This is a genomic window from Frankia sp. CpI1-P, from assembly GCF_001421075.1.
GTDB classification, from domain to species: domain Bacteria; phylum Actinomycetota; class Actinomycetes; order Frankiales; family Frankiaceae; genus Frankia; species Frankia torreyi.
Genome location: NZ_LJJX01000008.1, coordinates 88,515 through 110,972, shown reverse-complemented (window position 1 = coordinate 110,972; position 22,458 = coordinate 88,515). Strand labels below are relative to the sequence as shown.

The 22,458-nt window shown below is 73.8% G+C and carries 15 protein-coding genes and 14 pseudogenes; 5 read left to right on the top strand and 24 right to left on the bottom strand.

The genetic code is table 11. The features are described from left to right. Position 1: 1 nt before the first annotated feature. From FF86_RS42830 to FF86_RS07715, 3 genes and pseudogenes are all read right to left on the bottom strand, one after another. Positions 2 to 344: pseudogene (locus FF86_RS42830) on the bottom strand (heavy metal translocating P-type ATPase); the annotation flags it as partial. Position 345: 1 nt separating this feature from the next. After that, on the bottom strand, positions 346 to 1,389 hold a 1,044-nt coding region (locus tag FF86_RS42825), incomplete at its 3' end, for a cation transporter (protein ID WP_242418361.1). 49 nt (positions 1,390 to 1,438) lie between these two features. Next, positions 1,439 to 1,651, bottom strand: coding sequence for a heavy-metal-associated domain-containing protein (locus FF86_RS07715; RefSeq protein WP_044885086.1), 213 nt, complete (start codon positions 1,649 to 1,651; stop codon positions 1,439 to 1,441). Between the two features lie 321 nt (positions 1,652 to 1,972). On the opposite strand from FF86_RS07715, the gene FF86_RS07710 reads away from it, so the two are divergent. Then, positions 1,973 to 2,200, top strand: coding sequence for a hypothetical protein (locus FF86_RS07710; protein ID WP_044885085.1), 228 nt, complete (start codon positions 1,973 to 1,975; stop codon positions 2,198 to 2,200). A 68-nt stretch (positions 2,201 to 2,268) separates the two neighbouring features. Here the strand turns inward: FF86_RS07710 and FF86_RS42820 are convergent. The 12 genes and pseudogenes from FF86_RS42820 to FF86_RS07680 all read right to left on the bottom strand — a co-directional run. After that, positions 2,269 to 2,424: pseudogene (locus tag FF86_RS42820) on the bottom strand (porphobilinogen synthase); the annotation flags it as partial. A 1-nt stretch (position 2,425) separates the two neighbouring features. Then, positions 2,426 to 2,476, bottom strand: a pseudogene (locus FF86_RS42815) (hypothetical protein); the annotation flags it as partial. A gap of 1 nt (position 2,477) precedes the next feature. Then, positions 2,478 to 2,762: pseudogene (locus tag FF86_RS42810) on the bottom strand (porphobilinogen synthase); the annotation flags it as partial. Between the two features lies 1 nt (position 2,763). Next, positions 2,764 to 3,348: pseudogene (locus FF86_RS42805) on the bottom strand (porphobilinogen synthase); the annotation flags it as partial. A 130-nt stretch (positions 3,349 to 3,478) separates the two neighbouring features. Then, positions 3,479 to 5,072 (bottom strand): annotated as a pseudogene (locus FF86_RS07700) (uroporphyrinogen-III synthase); the annotation flags it as partial. A gap of 1 nt (position 5,073) precedes the next feature. After that, positions 5,074 to 5,299 (bottom strand): SAM-dependent methyltransferase (locus tag FF86_RS42800; protein WP_242418360.1); only part of this gene is annotated, 226 nt, incomplete at its 3' end. Between the two features lie 33 nt (positions 5,300 to 5,332). Continuing rightward, positions 5,333 to 6,501 (bottom strand): hydroxymethylbilane synthase (gene hemC / locus FF86_RS07695; protein WP_396229809.1); only part of this gene is annotated, 1,169 nt, incomplete at its 3' end. A 5-nt stretch (positions 6,502 to 6,506) separates the two neighbouring features. Further along, positions 6,507 to 7,437: pseudogene (locus tag FF86_RS07690) on the bottom strand (glutamyl-tRNA reductase); the annotation flags it as partial. 1 nt (position 7,438) lies between these two features. After that, a pseudogene (locus FF86_RS42795) lies at positions 7,439 to 7,626 on the bottom strand (glutamyl-tRNA reductase); the annotation flags it as partial. 1 nt (position 7,627) lies between these two features. Then, positions 7,628 to 7,919 (bottom strand): annotated as a pseudogene (locus FF86_RS42790) (glutamyl-tRNA reductase); the annotation flags it as partial. Between the two features lie 392 nt (positions 7,920 to 8,311). After that, a pseudogene (locus FF86_RS07685) lies at positions 8,312 to 9,145 on the bottom strand (redox-sensing transcriptional repressor Rex); the annotation flags it as partial. Between the two features lie 170 nt (positions 9,146 to 9,315). Then, positions 9,316 to 9,627, bottom strand: coding sequence for a glutaredoxin family protein (locus FF86_RS07680; protein ID WP_044885079.1), 312 nt, complete (start codon positions 9,625 to 9,627; stop codon positions 9,316 to 9,318). 182 nt (positions 9,628 to 9,809) lie between these two features. On the opposite strand from FF86_RS07680, the gene FF86_RS07675 reads away from it, so the two are divergent. From FF86_RS07675 to FF86_RS42770, 4 genes and pseudogenes are all read left to right on the top strand, one after another. Next, positions 9,810 to 10,748, top strand: coding sequence for a sigma-70 family RNA polymerase sigma factor (locus FF86_RS07675; protein ID WP_044885149.1), 939 nt, complete (start codon positions 9,810 to 9,812; stop codon positions 10,746 to 10,748). 284 nt (positions 10,749 to 11,032) lie between these two features. Next, a pseudogene (locus FF86_RS42785) lies at positions 11,033 to 11,407 on the top strand (haloacid dehalogenase-like hydrolase); the annotation flags it as partial. Positions 11,408 to 11,426: 19 nt separating this feature from the next. After that, positions 11,427 to 11,504 (top strand): annotated as a pseudogene (locus FF86_RS42775) (hypothetical protein); the annotation flags it as partial. A gap of 1 nt (position 11,505) precedes the next feature. After that, positions 11,506 to 11,914: HAD family phosphatase (locus FF86_RS42770; protein WP_242418357.1), on the top strand; the 409-nt coding region annotated here is incomplete at its 5' end. 49 nt (positions 11,915 to 11,963) lie between these two features. On the opposite strand, the gene FF86_RS63610 is transcribed toward FF86_RS42770, so the two are convergent. From FF86_RS63610 to FF86_RS07635, 9 genes and pseudogenes are all read right to left on the bottom strand, one after another. Beyond that, positions 11,964 to 13,562 carry a lysophospholipid acyltransferase family protein gene (locus FF86_RS63610; protein ID WP_082121849.1) on the bottom strand — a complete coding sequence of 533 codons (1,599 nt, stop codon included), beginning with the start codon at positions 13,560 to 13,562 and terminating at the stop codon, positions 11,964 to 11,966. A 57-nt stretch (positions 13,563 to 13,619) separates the two neighbouring features. Further along, positions 13,620 to 14,365 (bottom strand): annotated as a pseudogene (locus FF86_RS07660) (NAD-dependent epimerase/dehydratase family protein); the annotation flags it as partial. A gap of 1 nt (position 14,366) precedes the next feature. Beyond that, a partial coding sequence (locus FF86_RS42760; protein ID WP_396229803.1) for an NAD-dependent epimerase/dehydratase family protein occupies positions 14,367 to 14,660 on the bottom strand: 294 nt, incomplete at its 3' end. Between the two features lie 214 nt (positions 14,661 to 14,874). Continuing rightward, positions 14,875 to 15,738, bottom strand: coding sequence for an S-adenosyl-l-methionine hydroxide adenosyltransferase family protein (locus FF86_RS07655; RefSeq protein ID WP_044885076.1), 864 nt, complete (start codon positions 15,736 to 15,738; stop codon positions 14,875 to 14,877). 229 nt (positions 15,739 to 15,967) lie between these two features. After that, the gene (locus tag FF86_RS31680; RefSeq protein ID WP_003948845.1) at positions 15,968 to 16,066 is read right to left on the bottom strand and encodes a 30S ribosomal protein bS22; all 99 of its coding nucleotides are present in this window, start codon (positions 16,064 to 16,066) and stop codon (positions 15,968 to 15,970) included. Positions 16,067 to 16,149: 83 nt separating this feature from the next. After that, positions 16,150 to 16,947: a pyrroline-5-carboxylate reductase gene (proC, locus tag FF86_RS07650; RefSeq protein ID WP_044885075.1), complete on the bottom strand. Its 798-nt coding sequence runs from the start codon at positions 16,945 to 16,947 to the stop codon at positions 16,150 to 16,152. 699 nt (positions 16,948 to 17,646) lie between these two features. Then, positions 17,647 to 19,622: pseudogene (locus FF86_RS07645) on the bottom strand (acyltransferase family protein); the annotation flags it as partial. An 806-nt stretch (positions 19,623 to 20,428) separates the two neighbouring features. Next, positions 20,429 to 21,199, bottom strand: a complete 771-nt coding sequence (locus FF86_RS07640; RefSeq protein WP_044885073.1) for a class I SAM-dependent methyltransferase — start codon at positions 21,197 to 21,199, stop codon at positions 20,429 to 20,431. A gap of 31 nt (positions 21,200 to 21,230) precedes the next feature. Continuing rightward, complete coding sequence (locus FF86_RS07635) at positions 21,231 to 22,205, bottom strand: sugar phosphate isomerase/epimerase (protein ID WP_236705519.1); 975 nt, start codon at positions 22,203 to 22,205, stop codon at positions 21,231 to 21,233. Positions 22,206 to 22,458: the final 253 nt, after the last annotated feature.

The window sequence follows — 22,458 nt, the reverse complement described above, 5'->3', positions numbered from 1 at the left end:
NGCGACCGCGGCGGTGAACGCGTCCGTCGCCGGCTGCCCGGTGGCGAGCCAGACGCCCAGGGTGATCAACGCGGCCGTGATCACAGTCGGGACGAAGACCGCCGAGATCCGGTCGGCCAGCCGCTGGACGCGCGCCTTGCCGCTCTGGGCCTGCTCGACGAGCCGCGCGATGCGGGCGAGCTGCGTGTCGGCCCCGACCCGGGTCGCCTGCACGACCAGGCGACCGCCCGCGTTCACGGTCGCACCGACCACCGGATCCCCCGGCCCGACCTCCGCCGGCACCGACTCGCCGGTGACCATGCTCGCGTCGACCGCGGAGACCCCCTCGAGCACGACCCCGTCGGNCGCGATCTTCTCGCCGGGGCGGACGACGAACTCGTCGCCGAGGCGCAGCTCGTCGACCGGGATCCGCGTTTCGACCGTCAGGCCCCCGGGCCCCGACACCGGACGGCGCACCGTCACGTCCTTCGCCCCGAGGTGCAGCAGGGCCCGCAGCGCCGCACCGGAGCGGCGCCGGGCACGCAGCTCGAGGAACCGCCCGGTGAGCAGGAACACCGTGACCCCGGCGGCCACCTCCAGGTAGATCGCGGTGGCGCCGCCGCCGGCGTGGGACATCCCGCTACCGCCGTACGACATCCCAGCCCCGGCGGTGCCGGTGCCGACGTCGGACAGGCCGCCGGTGAGCGAGAACGAGTGCCGCATTCCCGGGTCACCGGCCCCGCCGAAGATCAACGCGTAGAGCGACCACCCGAAAGCCGCGAGCGTGCCGAGGGAGACCAGGGTGTCCATGGTGGCCGCACCGTGCCGGGCGCCTCGGGCCGCCGCGGCGTGGAAGGGTCGGCCGCCCCAGAGGACGACCGGTGTCGCCAGCGCCAGGCTGACCCACTGCCAGTAGTCGAACTGCCAGGCGGGCACCATCGCGAGCACGAGCACCGGCAGCGCCAGCACCGCCGAGACGGTCAGGCGCCGACGCATCGCCCGCAGGCCCGCGTCCCGCGACTCCGCCTCATCGCCGACGGCGCCGGCGGCGTTCACCTCAGCGCCGTGGGCGCCGGCGGCGCCCACCCCACCGCCAGCGGCGCCCGCCGCACCGCCCGACCCGCGGATGGTCGAGCCGCTCGTCGCGGCGGCGGGCAGACTCGCCGTGTAGCCGGCGGCCTGCACGGCCCCGATCAGCTCGTCGACCGTCACCGGGCCGGCCGCACCGACCGGTGCCGGCCGGGCGAGGGTGATGGTCGCCTTCTCCGTGGCGTAGTTCACCGAGGCGCTCACGCCGTCGATCCGGTTGAGCTTGCGCTCCACCCGTGCCGCGCAGGACGAGCAGGTCATGCCGCCGATCGCGAGCTCGACCCGGACCGGCTCGCCGGCCTCGACCCCGACGTTGGTCACGCGCTTCCCCTCCCCCGGTCCGCCCNGCGACGCACTGCCCGTGGACTCGTCAGGCCCGGCCGACCAGTTCGAAACCGGCCTCGGCCACGGCCTCGCGGACCGCGCCGTCCGCCAGCGCCCCGTCGCTCACGACCGTGACCTGACCACCCGCGAGATCCACCGCGACGCTGGACACCTCGGGTAGCCGCTCCAGCTCCTCGGTGACCGAGCGGGCGCAGTGCTCGCAGGTCATCCCGGTCACGGTGTAGGCGGTCGCGGTCATCGCGGTCCTCGTCTCCTCAGCCACTGTCCACAGGCCGGGCGGGTCCGCCCGGCAGCCCGAAGATACCCCTCCCCCGTATGGCACACAACTACCCCCAGGGGGTATCTGCGAGACGGCGACGGAAGTCACGGGAGCAGACCTGGACGCGAACCCGCAACCCCTGGCCGAGAGGCTCCGCCCCGCCCCTGCCTCCCGAGCGCCCCCGCCCGCCGACCGCGGCAAGAACCGCCCCGGCCCACGCCGCCCGGTGACGCCCCTGACCAGCCATCGAGCGCCGGCCGCGCCTAGCGGGGTGATCCCCCGGACGGGGATGACCGCCCGGTGGCCTGGGCGAACGCCGGCGGTGCGCGGCCCGGCGACCCGCGGCTCGCGCCGGCCACCCGCCGCGGGCCGGTCGAGTCGCTTGCCCGGCGCCACCATCGACGCACGCCGGACAAGCCTCACATCGACGCGCCGCCGCTCGGCGCCCGGCACCATCCGGCCGCCCGCGCCCTCACCAGCCCGATCGTCGAGCACCCCGCAATCCCGGAGCCCTCGACGGGCGATTGATCTTTCCGGGCAGCAGGCGGAAGGCCGCCGCTGGGGGCTGGGCTGTGGACGGGTGCGGGGGGAGGGGGTCAGCGGGGAGCGGCCAGGCCGCGGGCGACCTCGACGGCCCAGTAGGTGAGGATGATGTCGGCGCCGGCGCGGGAGATCGCGGTCAGCGTCTCGGCGATCGCCCGGTCCCGGTCGATCCATCCCGCGGCGGCGGCGGCCTCGACCATCGCGTACTCNCCGGACACCTGGTAGGCGGCGACGGGCACATCCACGGTGTCCGCGACCGCGNGCAGCACGTCCAGGTAGGCCAGCGCCGGCTTGACCATCACGGCGTCGGCGCCCTCGGCGAGGTCCAGCGCCACCTCGCGCAGCGCCTCGGCCACCGAGCGCGCCGGATCCTGCTGGTAGCCGGTGCGGTCACCGAACTGGGGAGCGCACTCGGCCGCCTCGCGGAACGGACCGTAGAACGCCGAGGCGTACTTCGCCGAGTAGGCGAGGATCGGCAGGTCGGTGAAGCCCTCGGCGTCCAGCGCCGCCCGGATCGCGCCGACCTGGCCGTCCATCATCCCGCTCGNCGCGACGACCTCGGCGCCGGCGCGGGCCTGCGCCACGGCGATCGAGGCGTAACGCGCCAGGGTGGCGTCGTTGTCCACCTCGCCGGCATCGGTCAACAGTCCGCAGTGGCCATGGTCGGTGCACTCGTCCAGGCACAGGTCGGTCATCAGCACGATGTCCCCGCCGACCTCGGCGACCAGGTCGGCCAGCGCGAGCTGGACGATCCCGGCGGGGTCGTCGGCGGCCGAGCCGCGGGCGTCCTTCGCCGCCGGCACGCCGAACAGGATCAGCCCGCCGACCCCGGCCTCGACCGCCTCGACGGCGGCCTTGAGCAACGACGAGCGGGTGTGCTGAACGACGCCGGGCATCGAGGTCAGGGGAACCGGCTGGTCCACGCCCTCCTTGACGAACATCGGCAGGACCAGGTCCGCCGGGTGCAGCCGTACGTTCGACACCAGCCGGCGCAGGGCGGGCGAGCGGCGCAGCCGACGGGGGCGCACCGCCGGAAACCCGGCCGGCCCCGAACCGCCCGACCCCGGGTTCCCCGGACCGGGGATTCCCGCTCCCGCGCTGCCGGCGCCCCGCGCTCCCGCTATCCCGCTCATCAGCCCCGCACCTCTCGACGACGGCCGGCCCACGCCGACGCTACCCGCCCTGCCGCTGCGGCCCTCCCACCTGTCCACAGGGGCACCTGGGACGCATAACCCTGTGGACAAAGGCCAGGAAGATGCCGGCCTACCGCCGCGAGCCGCGGCGCGGCTTGGGCAGGCGGGCCGCCAGCGGACCGATCTTGCCCAGCTCCTCACGATGCTCGGCGGCGAACTCGGCGAGCGCCCCGACCAGGGCCGGGATGGACGCCTCCGGCGCCTGCACGTCGACGCGCAGCCCGAGTTCCTGGGCGGTCGCCGCGGTGGCGGGGCCGATGACGGCGATCACCGTGGTCTCGTGCGGCTTGCCGGCGATGCCGACGAGGTTGCGCACGGTGGACGAGGAGGTGAACACGACGGCGTCGACCCTGCCCCCCTTGAGCGCCTCGCGGATCGGGGCGGGCGGCGGGGCGGCCCGGACCGTGCGGTAGGCGGTCACGTCGTCGACCTGCCAGCCGCGGTCCTTCAGGCCGGCGACCAGCGTCTCGGTGGCGATGTCGGCCCGCGGCAGCAGCACCCGGTCGAGCAGGTCGAGCGACTCGTCGTACTCCGGCCAGTCCTCCAGCAGGCCCTCGCTGGACTGCTGCCCGGAGGGGACGAGGTCGGGACGGATCCCGAAGGCGCGCAGGGCCTCGGCGGTTGCCTCGCCGATCGCCGCCACCTTGACCCCGGCGAAGGCGCGGGCGTCCAGGCTGCGCTCCTCGACCTTCTCCTGCACCGCACGCACGGCGTTGACGGAGGTGAAGGCGACCCACTGGTAGCGCCCGGAGACCAGGCCGGTGATCGCGCGTTCCATCGGGGCGGCGGTCCGCGGCGGCTCGACGGCGATCGTCGGCACCTCAAGCGGGCTCGCGCCGTGCGAGCGCAGCAGGTCGGACAGCGTCGCCGCCTGCTCCTTGGTCCGCGGCACCAGCACCGTCCAGCCGAACAGTGCCCGGGTCTCCCACCAGGACAGCTTCGTCCGGGTGGCGACGACGGCACCGACGGAGAGGACGACCTGGGTGATGGGTGCGGGGGCGGCGGTCAGCAACGGCGCGACGTCCGCCTCGACCCGGTCGAGGGTCGAGGTGACGGTGCGCTGGTCGGTGGTGGTGCCGTCGACGGTCACCGCGATCGGGGTGTCACCGGGCCGGCCGTGCTCCACCAGGGCCGCCGCGACCTTGCCGACCTCGGTCGGCGCCGCGGTGACCACGAGCGTGCCGGGCGTCTGGGCGAGCGCGGCCCAGTCGACGTCGCCGGGCGAGGGAACCGGCGCGCCGAACCCACCGAACCCGCCGGGGCTGCCCAGCCCCAGCGGCGACCCGAAGCCGGCGCCCAGCCCGCCACCGAGGCCGCCGCCGAGCCCGGTCATCGGACGAGCGCCGAGCCGGCCGGCGCCGAAGGGCGGGCCGGTCAGCGGGCCGACGGGTTCGCCCGCACCGAACGGCGAGGGCGCCGGGAGCGTCCCCGACGAGGAGAAGACACCCGACGTGCTGGCGAAGGTGATCGGCGAGCCGGGCGCGACGCCGGCGTAGGTGGCCACCGCGGCGCCCGTGAGGACTCCGGGCACGACCCGATAGGGGATCTTGGCCTTCGCGAGCGCCTGGGCGTCGGCGGCACCGATGCGGGTCAGCCACGGGTCCGACGCGTAGAGCCGGACGACCCTGTCCCCGGCGCGGGCCCGGCTGACCACCGCGGCGGTCNCCGCCTCGGCGTCGCGGACCGGCTTGGACGCCTCCAGGTCCCCGATGCGCAGCACCTCGGCGGAGAGGTTCTCCACGACGGCGGGTGCGACGTCGGGGTCGGCGACGACGAGGTCGGCCGACGAGAGGGTCTCGACCGCGAGGACGGTCAGCAGGCCCGGGTCACGGGGGCCGGCACCCACGAGTGCGACCGGGGAGACAGGCTTCTTCGTGCGTCGGGTGGCCATGCTCAGCGAATTCCCATCAGCGAGTGTGCTCCNGCGGACAGCAGGTCGTCCGCGAGGCGCTGCCCGAGCGCCTCCGGGTCGACGGCGGACCCGGTCACGTCACGCCGGAGGACGGTGCTGCCATCCGGCGCGGCGACGACCGCCCGCAGGCGCAGTCGACCCGCGGGGGACGCATCGCCGGCCGGTGCCACAGTGCCGACGGCCGCCGCCGGCGCAGGCTCTGCCACTGCCAAAGCGCCGACCGGGGCGGTACATCCAGCCTCGATCCCAGCGAGAAACGCGCGTTCCGCTCTGACCGCGACGGACGACGATGCGTCATCGAGCACAAACCGTAGCAGCTCGGCAAGGCCACCATCGACGGGCTGACCATGATCTGACCGCGTTTGGCCACCGTTCCGTCCCAGATCCGGACCCCGGCCCCGTCCGTCGCGCTCGTCATCCCCGCCCGCAGCGTCTCCGACACCCCCAGCATCCCCGCCCGCGGCCACCAGCGCGCGGGCCGGTCCGGCCAGCCTGAGCCCGGCCGCTGCGGCGCACTCGACCGCCAGCGCACCCTGGCCGGGCGCCGGCAGCATGACCTCGGGGTCGAGAATCTCCGTGACGGCGTCCAGGCGGTCCAGTCGCGCCAGTCCCGCGTACGCGAGGACGACGGCGTCGACCTCGCCGTCGATGGCCTTCTTCAGCCGGGTGTCGACGTTGCCGCGGATCGCGACCACGTCGAACCCGAGTCCGAGGGCCCGCAACTGGGCGGCGCGGCGCGGCGCGCCGGTCGCGACCCGGGTGCCCGGTCCGAGCTCGGCGAGCCCCCGCCCGCTGGGCGAGACGAGCACGTCCCGGGTGTCCTCCCGGGTCGGAACGGCGGCGAGCACGAGGCCGGGCGGGGTGGCCGTCGGCAGGTCCTTCAGGGAGTGCACGGCGAGGTCGATCTCGCCGGCCAGCAGGGCGTCGCGCAACGCGCTGACGAACACGCCGGTCCCGCCGATCTGGCTTATCTCCGCGGACGACCGGTCACCTACGGTTACGATCGGGACGAGGTCGACCGCGCAGCCCACCCTCTCCCGCAACTGCGCGGCGATCATGCCGGACTGGGCCAGGGCCAGCGCGGAGCGGCGCGTCCCCAGCCGTAGCCGGCGACCCGCAAACCGGGCGCGCAGCGTCGCGCCCCGGGCCGTCGCATCGGTCTCGGTACTGGTCGGCTCCATCGCCGTCACGAACGCTCCACAAGATCAAGGTCAGGCGCGGACACCACGGCGGGCACCTCGCGCGGAAGATCGAAAAGTTCCCGCAGGGCCTCGGCGTAGGAATCGCCCCCGGGCGCCCCGGCGAGCTGCTGCACCCGCACGGTCGGGGCGTGCAGCAGCTTGTCGACGACGCGGCGGACCGCGCCCTCCACCAGTTCCCACTCTCGATCGTCGAGGTCGGGCAGGCGGGAGTGCAACCGGGCAAGCTCGCCGTGCACGACGGAGTCGGCGTGTGCCCGCAGGGCGACCACGGTCGGCGCGACCCGGCCCGCGCGGCGGCGGTCGAGGAAGCCCGCGACCTCGGTGGAGACCAGGGCGCGGACCGCCTCCACGTCGTGCGCCACCTGGGCGCCGTCGAGCGCGACCCGCAGCGTCTCCAGGTCGATCAGGCTCACCCCGGGCAGGACGCGCACGCCCGGGTCGATGTCGTGCGGCAGGGCCAGGTCGAGGAACACCAGCGGTCGCCCGCCCCGCCCGGGCAGCGTGGCGGCGACGAGGTCGTGCTCGACGACGAGACCGGTGGCGCCGGTCGAGGAGATCACCAGGTCGGCCATGAGGATCTCGTGCGGGAGGTCGGCCAGGCCGACGGCCCGGCCGTCGTGCATCTCGGCGACCCGGGCCGCCCGGGCCGGGGTCCGGTTCGCGATCACGATCTCCGCGGCGCCGGCCCGGCGGGCGGTCTGCGCGGCCAGCGATCCGACCGCGCCGGCGCCGATGAGCAGCACCCGGGCGCCCGCCAGCGGCGGCGGCTCGGCCACGGGCGCCGCGAGCATCGCGGCGCCCCCGAGCTCGCCTGCGGACCCGCCCGGTGGCGCGACCGGCACGGCCGGCACCTCGCTGAGGATCCCCAGGCTGGAGGCGGCCAGCCGGATGCCCACCGCGACGATCGAGGCGCCGNCGGCGTCGATCGACGTCTCGGAGTGGGCCCGCTTGCCGACCCGCAGCGCCGCCTGGAACAGCCCGGACAGCGCGCTGCCCGCGACCCCGGCCGACTGCCCGGCCCGGAACGCGCCGCGCACCTGCCCGAGGATCTGCGACTCGCCGACGAGCATCGAGTCCAACCCACAGACCACTGAGAACAGGTGGNCGACCGCGCGGGCGTCGTGGTGGACATACAGATGTCCGGCCAGATCACCGAGATCGATCCCGCAGATCCGGCTGAGCTGGTCGGAGATGTCGGCCACACCGCCGTGGAAGGTCTCGACGTCGGCGTAGATCTCGGTCCGGTTGCAGGTCGAGAGCACGACCGCCTCGGTGACGTGCGCCGCGGCGGCGAGATCGTGCAGGACCTTCGGGGTGTCATCGCCGGACACCGACGCCTGCTCGAGCAGGGAGGTCGGGGCAGTCCGATGGTTGAGGCCCACCACCAGCAGGCTCACGACACCCCNCCCCCCGCCAGACCCTGTGCGAACCCCCCGGCCAAGCCCCGCCGGCGGTCGCCGGCGAGCAGTGCGTCCGCGCCCGGCGGGGTGCCGCGGGTCGGCGGGGACGGCTCACCGACGTGGGCCCGGTGCGGTGCCGGCTGCCCGGCCCGGCTCTCCCGGACCGGCCCGACCTGACGAACCGCCTGCGCCGGCCGCGTCTGTCCGGCTTGACGAGTCACCCGCACGACCTCATCCGTCTCGGTCCTCACCCTGTCTGTTCGAGGCGTCAACTCGTCCGTGCTCGCCCCGTCCGCGCCCACCGCGAGGGACGTCTCACCGCCGCGCCCCGGGACCTCACCGGCAGGCACCTCACCGGCCGGCACCTCACCGGCCGAGCGCCCATCCGCCGCGGGCCCGACGCTGGGAAGCCCCGGCGGTGCCTGGCGGGCCCGGTCGGGCCACGCGCTGTGCGGCGACGCCCCGTCGGGGCCCACCGCGACGCCGGGGCCGGCGAGCGTCGGCCCACCGGGCGACCCCTCGCGGGGCGCGGATGGACGCTTCCGTGCCTCATGGAACGAAAGGATCTGAAGTTCCACGGCGAGGTCGACCTTACGCACGTCTACCCCTTCCGGCACCGACAGCACCGTGGGGGCGAAGTTGAGAATGCTCGTGACCCCCGCGGCGACCAGTCGGTCACACACCTGTTGCGCCGCGGCGGCCGGAGTGCAGATCACGCCGATCGTGACCGTACACTCGGCGATGACCCGCTCCAGCTCGTCAACGGGACGGACGATCACCGCGCCGACCCGTTCGCCGACCCGGTCCGGATCCGCGTCGACCAAAGCCACGATACGGAAGCCGCGGGCGTGGAACCCGCCGTAGCCGGCGAGCGCATGACCGAGGTTGCCGACACCGACGAGCACCACCGAGCGGTCCTCGGTGAGGCCGAGCTTCGCGGCGATGCAGTCAAGCAGGACGTCGACCTCGTAACCGACGCCCCGCGTCCCGTAGGAACCGAGGTGAGACAGGTCCTTACGGACCTTCGCCGGGGTGACACCGGCAGCGGCGGCCAGGGTGTCCGAAGACACAGTGTGAACCCCGCCCTCCGCGAGCGTGGTCAGTACCCGGAGGTAGAGGGGCAGCCGGGCGACCGTGGCCTCCGGCACCACGGAGCGGCCGGAATGCGGTTCACTGCGGGCTCGTCGCCGGATCACCGCTGGGCGACGCCGGGGCTGGCTCATCCGCGGCTCCGATCTGTGGGCGCGCGTCGCCGCCCGGAGCTGTGCGCCCGAATCCGTGGCCCCGCCGACCCTCCGCATGCGGTTGCCGGCGCCACAAGTCGGCTGTCGACGGGCAGTGTACGACTTCGTGAAGGGATTCACGAAGTGCCGGGGAGAGCCCAACCAGCGGATCAGCGACCCCCGCCGGAACGCAACGACCACCGGCGTCCGGCCAGCGCCCGCCGCAGCCGGTCCTCCTCTACCCGCCAGTAACCGTGCTCTCGGCCATCGACCAGGATGACCGGCACCCGGTCGCCGTACTCGTCGGCCAACCGCGGATCGGCATCGACATCCGCCTCGCGCCACCCGACCCCCTCCTGCTCCGCCACCCGCGCGATCGCGGCCCGCGCGGTGTCGCACAGATGACAGCCCACCCGGGTGAGCAGGGTGATCCGAGCGCTCTCGCCGCCGGGCTCTGCCGGTCCCGACCCGTCGTCGTCCATAACCCGATGGTAAGTCCGCCACGCGGCGCCTTCCGGTGGTCGCGACGATGGTCGGGACGGGCACGGCCCCGATCTACGACTGCCGCACGTTCGTCTTGCGGCTACACTCAGCTACCTGCGCCCTCACGTGCACCGGGCCTGCCGGCCCGTCCTGTCGCGACTGCATCCTCCGGAGCCGGGCTGTGACCGACTGCACGCTCGCCGACCTCGCCGCCGGCCTCGCCGCGGTGCGGCGCGGTCCGGGCGCGTGGACGCGGCCGCCGGCCCCCCTGCTGCCCACCCGCGCGCAGATCCGCACCACCCTGAGCCGGTTCGGGCTGGGGATCGCGGCCGTGACCGCGCCCCTGCCGGCGGCCGGGCCGATCACCAAGACGCCGCCCCCAGCAGGTGGGGCGGCCCCGGCGACGACGACGGCGCCCGCGCACCCAAACGCTGGTGCCGATGCCGTCCGGGTGGGCCCCGCGGCACGACGCGGCCGGACTGCCGCCGGGGAGCTCGGGGCAGGCTCCCCCGCCCAGGGCCGCGGCACGGCCGCTCCTGACGGACCGACGGAGTCGGAGCGGGCCGCACTCGTCGCGCGGGCCCGCCAGGGCGACACCGAGGCCTTCGGCCTGCTCTACGACCACTACGCCGAGCTGGTATTCCGATACGCGCTATACCGGCTGGGCGGCGACCCGGCAGCGGCCGAGGACATCGTCAGCGAGACGTTCCTGCGGGCGTTGCGGACCATCGGCGCGTTCCGCTGGCAGGGCCGCGACATCGGGGCATGGTTCGTCACCATCGCCCGCAACCTGCTGATCGACCAGGCCCGCTCGGCGCGACGCCGGTTCGAGATCCCCACCGCGGACATCCTCGCGGCGGCGGACGAGCGGGCCACCGCGCTCGCCGTGCCCGGCCCGGAGGAGTCGATCGTCGCCGTGTTGACCCACCGCGAGCTGTTGGACGCGGTCCGCCGGCTGCGCCCGGACCAGCAGGAGTGCATCGCACTGCGCTTCCTGGAGGGCCTCTCGGTCCGGGAGACGGCACTCGCGATGGGCCGCACCGAGGGTGCCGTGCGGGCCCTGCAGCTACGCGCCATCCGCGCCCTCGCCCGCAGCCTGCCCGCGGCAGGGCCGGCCTGACCGGCCCGGGCCACCGGCGCAGGCGGCGACGGATCTTCGGATTACCTGTGGACCACGGCACCTTTCTTGTCCCACCGGCACTTTTGCGCTGCCGGATCTGAACCGCCTGCAGCCACCGAGCGGGGTCGGGCCGTAGTCTGGCGGCGTGCCGACGAACCGAGGTGTGGAATCTGACGCGCCGAGGTGCTGACGACGAGTGGGCGGTGGGCCTGTCACCGCCCGGGCCGAGCGTCACCGTCCGGGCCGAGCCCCTCGCTCCACCGCGAACTGCATGGAGATGACTGATGAGGGTGCGACGCAGGGGTGTGGCCGAGACCAGGCAGGCGGCCGAGGCGGCCGCCATCGCCGCGTTGAAGGTCGCGGCCGAAGAGGTTCCCCGGCCCCCGCTCGACGAGTCCGCCGCCGCGTTCTTCGACGTGGACAACACGATGATGGCCGGCGCCTCGATCTTCTACTTCGCCCGTGGCCTCGCCGCGCGGGACTTCTTCGACTCGCGTGACCTGCTCCGGTTCGGTTGGCAGCACGTCACGTACCGGCTGCGCGGCCACGAGAACCCGGACGGGATGCGCGACGCCCGGGAGACGGCGCTGGCGTTCGTGGCCGGGCGCTCGGTCGCCGAGATCGTCCGCTACGGCGAGGAGATCTACGACGAGCGGATGNCCGAACAGATCTACTCCNGCGCGCACGCCCTGGCCCAGCAGCACCTGGACGCCGGCCAACGGGTGTGGCTGGTCACCGCGACGCCCGTGGAGTTGGNCTCGGTCATCGCCCGGCGCCTCAGCCTGACCGGCGCGCTCGGCACGGTCAGCGAGGTCACCGACGGCACCTACACGGGCCACCTGGTCGGCGGGCTGCTCCACGGCCAGGCCAAGGCCGAGGCGGTGCAGGCGCTCGCCGAACGGGAGGGTCTGGACCTGTCCCGCTGCTGGGCCTACTCCGACTCGATCAACGATCTGCCGATGCTCTCGCTGGTCGGCCACCCGGTGGCGATCAACCCGGATCCCGACCTGAAGACGGTCGCTCGGGAGCGGGAATGGCCGATCAAGGACTTCCGCACCGCCCGGAAGGCGGTCAAGATCGGTATTCCGGCCGCGGCCGGCGCCGGCGCGCTGGCCGGCGGCGTCGCCGCCGGGATGGCGCTGCGCCGCCGGGTGGCCAGCGTCTGATCGCCGCGGCACGCCGCGGTCGGCCTGTCCGGCCGCGGCGTCGCCCGGCTCAGAAGAACACCGACCGACGCTGCATCAGCAGGCTGTACAGCGTGTGCTGGATGGTCTCGCGGATGCGGTCGGTGAGCTCGAAGACGAGCATCGGATCGTCGGCCGCCTCCGCCGGGTAGGAATCGGTCGGCACAGGCTCCCCGAACTCGATGATCCACTTCGACGGCAGCGGGATCAGGCCCAGCAGGCCCAGCCACGGGAAGGTGGGCGTGATCGGCAGGTAGGGCAGGCCGAGCAGGCGGGCGAGCGACTTCACGTTGCCGATCATCGGGTAGATCTCCTCGGCGCCGACGACCGTGCACGGGATGATCGGTACCCCGGTCCGCAGCGCGGCGGAGACGAAGCCACCCCGACCGAAGCGCTGCAGCGTGTAGCGCTCGCTGAACGGCTTGCCCACGCCTTTGAAGCCCTCCGGCCAGACCCCCACCAGGTGCCCCGCGGTCAGCAGCCGCTCCGCGTCCGCCTGGCAGGCCAGCGTGTTGCCGATCTTGCGGGCCAACGGGGCGAGGAACGGCACGGCGAACACCAGGTCCGCCGCGAGCATCCGCAGGTTGCGGTGGGCCGGATGGTGGTCGAGGATCGCCATCGCCATCATCAGCGCGTCCATCGGCAGGGTGCCGGAATGGTTGGCTACCACCAGCGCTCCGCCGACGTCGGGAACGTTCTCCAGCCCGCGCGTCTCGATTCGGAAGTAGTCGCGGTAGACGGGGCGCAGCAGCGGTGCGATCACGTGCTCGGTGAGGTCGGGATCGAACCCGTGCTCATCGATGACATAGTCGCCGGTGATGCGCCGGCGCAGGAAGGCCAGCACGCCGGCCAGGGCCGTCTCCAGGTCACCGGCCTCGGCGGACCCGGCGCCCTCGGACCCGGCGCCCTCGGACCCGGCGCCCTCGGACCCGGCGGTCTCGAACCCGGCGGTCTCGGACCCGGCGCCCTCGAACCCGGCGGTCTTGGTGTCGTGCCCCGCGCCCGCGATACCCATCCGCCCGGTGGCCGCCACCCGACCGGCTCGCCTGCCGCGGCCGGGCGCGGCCGGGACGCTCCCCGCGGCGCCGTGCTCGGTGCCGCTCCCGGCCCCACCGTCCAAGCCGCTGCGCTCGCCCGGCCTCGCGGTGGCGCCCGGTGCGGAGCTGGTCCGGTCGACGGCGGTGCGGCCCGCGGCGGGGCGGCCGGTGCCGTCACGGCCGGCGGCGGGGTCGGCGGCGGCGGAGTCGGCGTCGGCAGGGTCGGCGTCGGCGGCGGCGGGCCCTGGGCGGCTGGTCGGCCGCTTCGCCCGCGACGGGCGGGCACCGTTGAGCGGGCGCACACCCGGGTCGGCCGGACGCCGGGGAGCCGGCTCTCCGGCATCCGCGGCGGCCGGATCGAGGCTGCCCGCAGCGCCGCGGGTGCCGGCCTCGGACGCCGCTGGGACCGCGTCTGCCGGCGGGGCGGCCGCGGCGGATCCGCCGGGCCGCGTGGGACGGGCCGCCGGCGTGCGGACGGCAGGTCGCGGGCGGGCACGGCGGGCCGGCCGGACGCCGTCCGCCGCGCCCGCCCGCTCCTCGCTGTTCAGCGGGATGATCTGCGCGTCCTCCCGGGATTCGTCACGGTCCGCCATGCGCTCCGCCTTCCCCCGTCCGCCGCCGTGGACGGCCGCTCCCACCCGTCGGACGCGTCACCGCGAGCCCACCAGCCGGCGCCGGTCCAGCGAGCCGAGCACACCGTGCTCGATGCGGGACACCAGCTCGTGGTCGATGGTGAAGCGCAGATCGCGATACCGGACGAAGTTGTCGAAAGTCTCCACGGTCGAGTATCGGGGCCGGTAGCCGAAGACCGTCTTCAGCCTGGCCGTGTCGACCGCGCGCCCGTGGGCGAGCAGGTCGAGTTGCTCGGCGGAGAAGTCGACGAGTCGTAGCCGGCGCGCCACGCCGCCGAGCGCGCCGATCGCCGGGAAGGGCACCGGCAGGAAGGGGCGGCCCGCCCGGCGGATCGCCTGGGAGAGCAGCAGCACCCCGTCGCCGGCGACGTTGAACGTGCCCGCATGGTCGCCACGGGTCGCGCGCAGGAGGACGGCGAGGGCGTCGTCGGAGTGCAGTAGCTGGATGCGGGGGTCGAAGCCGAGCACCGTCGGCACCACCGGCAGGTCCAGATAACGGGCAAGCGGGCTGTCCACCTGCGGGCCGAGGATGTTGGTGAAGCGCAGCACGGTGACCGCGATGTCGGGACGGCGCCGGCTGAACCCGCGGACGTAGCCCTCGACCTCGACGGCGTCCTTCGCGTAGCCGCCGGTGGGCAGGGATCGCGGCTCGGTGTCCTCGGTGAACAGCGCCGGGTCGCGCGGGGAGGACCCGTAGATGGACGTCGTCGACTTCACGACCAGCCGGCTGACACTCCTCGCCTTCTGGCAGGCGGCGAGGAGCTNCATCGTGCCAATCACGTTGATCTCTTTCATCGCGGCCCGGCCGCCCGCTCCCAGCGGGGTCGCGATGACGTTGAGATGCAGCACCGTGTCAACCTCCGCGGTGGAGATGACCTTGGCGATCAACGGGTGCCGGATGTCGGCTCGGACAAACCGGGTGCGGCCGAGATCCACGTCGGGCGCCGCCGTGTCGACACCGACCACGGCCTCGATGGTGGGATCCGCGGCGAAGGCCATCGCCACCTGGGCGCCCAGCGGCCGCGCGACACCGGTAACCAGCACCCGGCGTGGTCTCATAGCAGTCTCCCCGCAGCACCCGCAGGTGTCCCTCCGGCGCCGGGGCCGCACGGGCCGGCCGGATTGACCCGTCGGCCACCGCCGATCGCCGGTGGCCGTACCCGGTCGGGGACGATGCACGCGACCCCGCCGCGGTCATCCTACGCCCACACTTCCCACCCTCACTGCACAGCGTGAGATTATTCGGCGCGCCAACTACAGTCAGTGAACATCGTCAGGCGGGCAGCGGCAGATCCTGGACGATGCGGAACGCGGAGGGGTCCCGGGGAAGCTGCGCGATCACGACCGCGTCCTGGCGGCGCAACCGCAGCGCGTCCGACGCTCGGCCGCAGTTCACCGCGATCATCACGCGGCGCAGGGCGTCCTCGCACACGGTGACCCCACCCCGCGGCACCTCGCCGTAGGTGTGCGTGAAGGTCAGCCGCATGAGCCGGTTGCCGGCCCGGACCTCGACCGGATCGCCGAGCAGGATGCCGGCGGCTTCCAGGTCGATGCGGGTCACGTTGAGCGAGAGGTTGCCGAAATGGTCGATGGACACGACCTCGCCGTGGACGTGATCGTCGTCGACGCTGCACGCGCGCGGTCGGAACCGGGTGAGCGAGGCGGCGTCGAGCCGCGGACCGACATCCGTCAGGTCCAGGCCCGTCGCGAGCCGTGCCGCGACCGGCGCGTAGACGTCCCGCCCGCGAAACACCGCGGTGGGCAGCGGCAGCCACAGCTCCCGGTTGGCGATCTCGTGGACGTCCACGATCCCGCCGAGGGCCTCCCAGGCCAGGGACGCCACTCCGTTGTCCGGGCACACGAACACAGAGCCGTCGGCGGTGCGGACCGCGACCCCGCGGGTGTAACCGTCGGCGTCGAGGCGTTCGACGACGACGAGATGGATCCCGGCTGGCAGGTAGCCGACCGCCCCGGCGAGCGTGATCGCCGCGTGCCCCACGTCCTGGGGCGCGATCGAGTGGCACACGTCGAGAACGCGCGCGGACGGGGCGTGCCGCGCGATCACGCCGTGGCACACCCCGACGCAGGCGTCGTCGACGCCGTAGTCGGACAGAAAGTTGATCCACGATCCCGTCATGCCGTCCCCCTGCCTGCGGACCGGCCGCACTGCCGCCCCAGCGGAGCAAGCCTGCCACAGAGTCATGGCTTAAGCACGCAGAGCGACACGGCTAGGCTCNTGTAAGCACGGGAGCCGTACGCCATGCACGGGATGGAACGTCGGAAAGACGCCGATGACGGGGAACGTGGGCCCAGCCGACCATCCGCCGGCCGCCGGCTTGTCCCCCCGCCGGCCCTGGGCCGGGAACCTACTTCTTGTTGCGACGCTGAACGCGCGTGCGCTTCAGCAGCTTGCGGTGCTTCTTCTTGGCCATCCGCTTGCGACGCTTCTTGATGACTGAGCCCACGTACCCGACCGATCTATGTTGAGGAAGTTACCGGGCGAGCCTACCCGCCGCGGGGACCAACCACGTCGCGCCCGGTGTCCCGACTACGAACGGCCCAGTTCCCGGGAGCGGTCACCAGCGGCCTCCAACGCGTCCATCAGCGCCGCGCGCACCCCCCGCCGGTCCATCTCCCGCAACGCCGCGACGGTCGTTCCCGCGGGGGAGGTGACCGCCTCCCGCAGCAGCGCCGGATGCTCGCCGCTCTCGCGCAGCATCCGGGCCGAGCCCAGCGCCGTCTGGGTGACGAGTTCCGTGGCCAGCGGGCGCGGCAGGCCGAGCAACACTCCCGCCTCGACCATCGCGTCGACCAGATAGAAGAAGTACGCAGGCCCGCTGCCAGACAGCGCCGTGACCGCGTCGAGCTGGGACTCCGCGACCTGGGTGACCCGCCCGACCGGCTCGAGCAGCGCCTGCGCGGCGGCGAGATGCTCCGGCGCGGCGTTGCGGCCGCCGCAGATCGCCGACATCGCCTCCCCGACGAGCAGCGGGGTGTTCGTCATGACCCGGATGACCGGCGGCGACGATGGCAGCCGCTGCTCGATCGCCGCCGTGGTGACCCCGGCCGCGAGCGACACGACCAGCGTGCCGGCCGAGACCTCCGGGGCGATCTCGGTCAGCAACGCGGCGACGTCCTGCGGCTTGACCACGATGAGCAGCACGTCGGCCTTGGCTGCGGCGACCGCCGGCGGGTGCACCTCGACGCCGTGGCGGGCCGCGATCTCGGCGGCCCGGCCCGAGTCCCGCTCGGCCACGACGACGTCCCCGGCCGCGTGCCCGGAGCCCAACAGACCGGACAGCACCGCCTCGCCCAGCCGTCCCGCCCCCATGACCGCAACGATCATGACCGTCCTTCCCTTCCGTCCGCTTCGACCTGGAGGGTACGGCCCGATCGGGCGATCCGGGGAACGCGGGTCGCCCCGGATCTGGGGTGCCCGGATCCGGGGTGCCCGGATCAGCGGCCGCCGCCGGGCGCACCGCCGTGGCCGGACCACCGGTCGTACCCGCCGTGGCGCCCGCCCTCGTCGCCCCGGTGACGACCATCGGTCGTACCGCGTCCGGTATCGGGGCCCACGGCCGGCGGCCAGCCGCCACCCGCCCCGCGGTCGTACCCGCCGCCGTCGGCATAGCCGCTCCGGTCCGGACCAGGCCCGCGGTAGGTGAGCGGGTCACGCGCCGGGTGGGAGTCGTACTCCTGCACCCAGGGCCGCTCGCCCGCGTCGACCCCCGGCTCCCGTCCCGGCCCGAAGTTCGGCTCCTCAAGGTAGGCATGGTCCACGTAGGCGGGCCCGACCGGCGGCGGGGTCGGGCCGGTCAGCGGGTCACCGCCCAGACCGCTGTAACCGCCGGCGCCCCGGTGACCCGCCGGAGCGCCGTAGCTCGCCGGAGCGCCGTAACCCCCCGAAGCGCCGTAACCCCCTGAAGCGCCATANCCCCCTGAAGCGCCGTAACCGTCGGGATCCTGGTGATTCCCGACGCTGCGGTAACCGCGCTGACTGCTGTAACCGCCAACGCCGCCGAGGCTGCCGTAGTCGGTCTGACCNCTGTAGCCAGCCGAATCGGGATAGCCAACCGGACCGGAGTGGGCGGCGGACGCGGAGTGGGCGGCCGGACCGGTGTGCGGTGGCCGGGTCCGGTCGGCCGGCGTGGTCGCGTAGCCGGCGCGGGGGCGCGCGTACCCCTCATCGATCCATACGTCAGCATCGTCGTCGGTGTCCGGCTCCACGATGCCCGGCGATCCCCCCACGCGCGGATCGGTGCTCGGGCGGCCGCCCGAGTCCCGGTCGTAGAAGCCGGGCAGTTGCTGCTCGCCCCAGCCTCGGCCGGCACGATCCTGGCCAGCACGATCCTGGCCCCCGTCGGGCCACCGCGGGTCGGTCCGCGGGTCGCTCGCGTAGGCACCGTCGCCATCCCGGCCGTCGCTGTAGGCATCCGAGCTGTAGGCGGCCGAGCTGTAGGCGGCCGGGCGGTGGGCGCGGTCGTCATCGCCAGCGGTGGGACGCCCGCCATCCCGATCCGGGTGCCGACGGCGGACACCGGGCTCGGTGCCCGCGGCACGCCCGACAGGCTGCGGGTATCGCCGGTCGTCCGCAGCCGGTTCGCCGCGGCCCAGGCGGTCGCTGCCGTACCCCGCCTCGACGTACCCGGAGTCCACGGGCGGGGCGTCGACGAGGCCGGGGTACGCGTACCGGGCATCGCCGCGCCTGTTTCCACCGGTGCGGTGGTCGGCGGCGGCTCGGCCAGCGTTGCCCGGGAGTTCCAGCCGGGCGGTGTCCTCGCCGCGGCCGGTGTCCTCGAACCGCCGGTCTTCCTCGAGCCGCCGGTCTTCCTCGAGCCGGCCAGCCCCCTCGAGTCGGCCGGCCGACTCGGGCGCTGGGCGGCTGGCGGAGCTCTTCGGCGACGCCGGTCCGCGAGGGGTGTCCGCCCACGTGGGGCGGGCCCGCTGCGCGGGCTTCTCGACGAACCGGTTCGAGAAGTAGGCGATGAACGTGCTGGCGGCGGCGGCGCACACCACCGAGGGCCACAGCCCGATCCGGGGCACGAGCTGACCGTTGGCCGCCGAGATGACCGGGTAGTGCCACAGGTAGATGCTGAAGGTGATCTTTCCGAGGAAGGCCATCCGTGGGCTGCCGAGCAGGCGAACCCAGGCGGTGTCCCGGCGCAGGTCGGCGCTGAGGATGACGATCGCGCCGAGCAGGGCGCTCGGGATGTAGGCCGCATGATCGAGCCAGTTGGCGTCGTGGGTGTCCTTGTTCGGCCCGAGGAAGGCGAAGAGGATCAGTCCGATCCCGGCGAGGAGGCCGAGGTCGGCGATGCGCCGCCCCACCGTCCAGCGCTCGATGGCGGCCGAGGTGACCGGCGTGACCTTGCTTCCCGGCTGCTGAGAGTGCCGGCGGCGGCGTCCGCCCGTGGCCGGATCGGCGACCGGCTCCTCCTCGGCCAGGGCACGCAGCCGGGCGTCGCGCCAGACGGCGAGCAGGCAGCCGATCAGCAGCGGGGCGACGTGGGTGTCGAGCGCCAGGTACACCCGCGAGTGCGGCGCGCCGCCGCTGGCGAGGGTGTACGTCCACACCGCGCACACCGCGATCATCGCGAGCAGTATTTTGATCAGGTGCGGCCGCAGCCGCGCGGACCGGGAGACGAGCAGGAACAGCCCCGGCCACAGCAGGTAGAACTGCTCCTCCAGCGACAGCGACCAGACGTGGGCCAGCCAGCGACCGCCCGCCGCCGGGTGCACGACCTTGTACCAGTTGTTGACGTTGAAGAACGCGGACAGCGCGCTGCCGATGTAGTCGTCCCGGAAGGGGACGTCGTTCCATTTGAACGCCACCGTGACGGCGAGCCCGACGAGCAGGTAGACCCACATCGCGGGCATGAGGCGGTAGGCACGCCGGACCAGGAATCGGCCCAGGGAGATCGTCCCGGTCCGGCTGCGCTCAGCCAGCAGCAGCGCGGTGATGAGAAATCCACTGAGGACGAAGAAGACGTCGACCGCCACGTTGCTGGCATGGATCGCGCCNATGTGTCCGGCAAGGATGATGTAGATGCAGACGACCCGCAGCCCGTCGAGGGCCGGGTTGTAGGCGAACTTCGCGGCGGCGTCCGCGGACGAGGCTCCGGCCTGCCGGGCCGGCGCTGACGATCGCGGCGGCGGTGGGGCGCCGCGCCGCGGGCCGGCGCCGTCATGCGTTCCGCCGCGCTCGCGCCCGGCCCGCGCCGCCCGCGCACGCGGGGGCGAAGCGCGCGGATCCCCCGTTCGAGGGTTCCCCCTACGTTGATCCCCCGAATGCGGATCCCGCGCATGCAGATCCCCCGTGCGCAGATCCGCCGTATGCAGATCTCCCGCACCCTGATCCCCCGTGCGCAGATCCATCGCTCCGGTCTGCCAGGAGGTCATCGGGCCGGTAGCCGCCGCCCAGGAGTCCGCCGCTCCAGCCCGTTCCGGACCACGCCGCATGATGACCGTCGCCTCCTCTAGCGGAACGCCGGCGGTCGGCGTCCGACTCAGGGGTGACCTGTGGCGCCGGGACGGGCCGGACACGGCGCTGCGGTCCGTGCACCGATCCGCCCATCACGGTCAGACCAGCATGAGGTACCTGCAACACCGCTCTTCGCCAACAAAGTTGGACACCACCCCCGCGAACGCCNCAAGACTAACGGACCGGTAAATCCGGAGGAAGTCGGGTACTCAGTCTTGAAAGCGACATGACGGCTTCCTGTACCCACAGTACTCGATTCATTACATATAGGGCATGGAAGACGGCGGGGCGTCACCGACCGGTTCGGGAATGCGCATCGAGCCGGCGGCGGGCCGGCGCGGGCGGCTCAGCCCTCCGGCATCCGCGCAATCACCAGCAGGGTGCGAAAGGGCTCGACGACGACACCGTCGGGAAAGGCCCGAAGCATGGTCCGACGCTCGGCGTCGAGAAAGTCGTCGAGGCGATCACCGATTGCCGCGACGTACGACTTGGAGCGCAGCCACGTGAGGTACTCGTCCATTCCGATGCGCCGGTGCCAGCGCCCGGTGAGGGTGACGACCTCACTGAAGTGACCGGTCCAGCGCAGCTCGTCGGCGAACGGGCGGGCGCGGTATTCGCGCCGATAGCCGGGGCTCATCCGTTCCAGCCGTTCCTGCTGGCGCTGCCACCAGCGGAACTCCGCCGCGTCGACGTCGTTCCACCAGACGGCGATCGCGCCGCCCGGGCGCAGCACCCGCGCGGCCTCCGCCGCGGCGACCGGCACGTCCACCCAGTGCCAGGCCTGCGCGTAGCAGACCAGGTCGGCAATCCCCGCCCGCAGCGGCAACGCCTCCCCGTCACCCCGGACGGCGGGCAGGCCGGGGCTGCGGTCGAGTAACCGGGCGAGCATGCTCGGACCGGGCTCCACCGCGACGACGCGCGCGCCGCGGGCGAGAAGCAGCCGGGTGGCGATCCCGGTGCCGGCGCCCACGTCGATGACATCCGTCCCCGCCAGCGGACGGCCCAGAATCCTTTCGATGTCGCCGAAGACATGCTCGGGATAGCTCGGCCGGGCGGCAGCATAGGCCTCCGCCAGCGGGTCGAACAACGAGCCGGTCGGGGTCCGTCCTCGGGACATGCCACTATGGTGGCGACTAACCGCCGACGTGTCAGCCGTAGGTGTGATGAAGTCCTGCGGCGGACGGCGCGGCGAAGTGCAGCCGGGTGAACGCGAGCGCCTCGGCCAGGTCGGCCTCCCGCTGGGCGCGCGACTCGGCGCGTCGCGTGTTGATCTCGACGACGATCGTCCCGTCGAAACTGCCGGTAGCCAGCAGCTCGAGCAGTTCGGCGCAGGGCTGCGTGCCACGGCCGGGGACAAGGTGCTCGTCCTTGGCCGACCCGAGACCGTCGGCCATGTGCACGTGGACCAGCCGCTCACCGAGGACGCCGGCCAGCGCGATCGGGTCCGAGCGCGACACGCTCGTGTGCGACAGATCGAGGGTGACGTGGGCGTAGTCGTCCTCGACCGGCGACCAGTCCGGCGCGTACGCGGACACCTCCCGGCCGCGGGCGCGCAGCGGGAACATGTTCTCCACCGCGAACCGCACGTCGGTCTCCCCGGCCATCCGCTCGATGCCCGTCACGAACTCCCGGGCATAGTCCCGCTGCCAGCGGAACGGCGGGTGGACGACGACCGTCGGAGCGCCGAGCGTCTCGGCGACGGTGCGCGCCCGCACCAGCTTCGCCCACGGGTCGGTGCCCCAGACCCGCTGGGTGAGCAGCAGGCACGGCGCGTGGATCGCCAGGATCGGGATGCCGTGGTAATCGACCAGCCGGCGCAGCGCCTCCGGGTCCTGGCTGACCGGGTCCGTCCAGACCATGATCTCGACACCGTCGTAGCCCAGCCGCGCGGCCATCTCGAAGGCGGACGCCGTGGACTCCGGGTAGGTCGAGGCGGTGGACAGCGCAACCCGCGCGCTGGGCGGGGTGGGTGCGGGGACAGGGGCGCCGCGCGGCAGGACGACCGCGGACCGGGGGGCTCGGGCGACCGCGGGCCGGGGGGGCCGGGCGGCCGCGGGCGCGGCCGCGACGGGAGCGGCCCGCTCCGGCGGCACCTGGGCGGGGGCCATCGCGACCGGCGGCACCGGCCACGCATCCTCATGCGACGCCTGCAAACCATCTCCCTGCCGTACGGACCGGGCACCGGTCTGCTCGACCGTTCCCCTCCTCCAGGCTAGGCCATCGTCGCGAACCCGCTCGCTCCGATGTCCGCCGGACGAGGGTGCGTAGCCCCACATCGCCTGCGACAACGGCAACATCCCGTTATCGTGCCGCTACAGCGCTTCACCCGCAACCGGACATCTACCTCTATCCGCTGCCCCGTCCGCCTCCCTGAGG